The organism is Spirillospora sp. NPDC049652 (genome assembly GCF_040675125.1).
Classification (GTDB): domain Bacteria; phylum Actinomycetota; class Actinomycetes; order Streptosporangiales; family Streptosporangiaceae; genus Spirillospora.
In genome coordinates, this window is the sequence record NZ_JBFAOF010001454.1 from 1 (window position 1) to 1,302 (window position 1,302).

The 1,302-nt window shown below is 72.9% G+C and carries 2 protein-coding genes; one reads left to right on the top strand and one right to left on the bottom strand.

Annotated features, from left to right (window positions below):
- Window positions 1-239 (bottom strand): SLAC1 family transporter (locus AB0J52_RS41045; protein WP_500188660.1); only part of this gene is annotated, 239 nt, incomplete at its 3' end.
- Between the two features lie 193 nt (window positions 240-432).
- On the opposite strand from AB0J52_RS41045, the gene AB0J52_RS41050 reads away from it, so the two are divergent.
- Window positions 433-1,302, top strand: an 870-nt coding sequence (locus tag AB0J52_RS41050) for an MIP/aquaporin family protein (RefSeq protein WP_500188661.1), incomplete at its 3' end; no start/stop codon positions are given.

The window sequence follows — 1,302 nt, forward strand, 5'->3', positions numbered from 1 at the left end:
AGCGCCGCGGGGACGGACGCCTCGTCCCGCCAGCGGCGCGGCTCGCGCAGCAGCCGCTCGGCGAACAGGGCGCACAGCAGCACCCACAGCAGGGCGGCGAGGACCAGCAGCGCCACCGACAGCACCTCGGATCCGGCCAGGTGCAGGCCGGCCGAGAGGATGCCGGTCGCCATCACCTCGGCGCCGAAGACCGGCCCCACGGCGGGCGCCGGGTCCGGCGCGTCCTGGGCTCGCGTCATAGCCGTAGTCTCCCGGGACCGTCCCTGGTCCCCGGTGTCCGCGCCCGCCCCGGCGTGGCGCGTGACGGCGGGCACGCGAGCCCCTCATATACCTGAATCCGGCGCGCGGGATAGGGGTTGACCGTTTTCCTCCGCGGTACTTACCGTCGCGGCAGTTGTGTCTCACGTCACACCGCCCCCGAGGAGGAAGAGCATGGCGGAACGACTGAGAACGTCCTTCCGGCTGACCGGGCTGGGCCGCGAGATGGCCGCCGAGTTCGCCGGGACCCTGATCCTGATCCTGTTCGGCGTGGGCGTGGTGGCCCAGGTCGTCGCGGGCGGGATCGGGAACCACGACAGCATCGCCTGGGCCTGGGGCCTGGGCGTGACCCTCGGCGTGTATGTGGCCGCCACGATCAGCGGCGGCCACCTCAACCCGGCGGTCACCCTCGCCCTGGCGGTCTTCCAGGGCTTCTCCTGGCGCAAGGTCGTCCCGTACGTGGGCGCCCAGGTCGCCGGGGCGTTCGTGGCGGCGCTGATCGTCCGCTGGAACTACACCGAGGTGCTGGCCAAGGCCGATCCCGGCCACACCATCAAGACCCAGGGCGTGTTCTCCACCCTGCCCGGCAATGGAACGCTCCCGGTGAGCACCTGGGGCGCGCTGCGCGACCAGGTCATCGGCACCGCGATCCTGCTGTTCGTCGTCCTCGCCCTCACCGACCTGAGGAACCAGCCCCCGCTGGCCAACCTCGCGCCCGTCGTCATCGGCCTGCTGGTCGTCGCGATCGGGATGGCGTGGGGCACCGACGCCGGGTACGCCATCAACCCCGCCCGCGACTTCGGCCCCCGCCTGGCCGAGTACATCACCGGGTACGGCGGGGCGTGGCGCGACCAGAACCACGACCTCTACTTCTGGGTGCCGATCGCCGGCCCGCTGATCGGCGGGGTCGTCGGGGCGGGCCTCTACCTGGTATTGATCGGGAACCACCTCACCGGCCCCGGTGAGGCCGCGGCCGCGGCCCCGGCCGAGCACGCCGCGGCGCGGCACCCCGAACCGCAGTACGACGTGCCCGGCGGCACGACC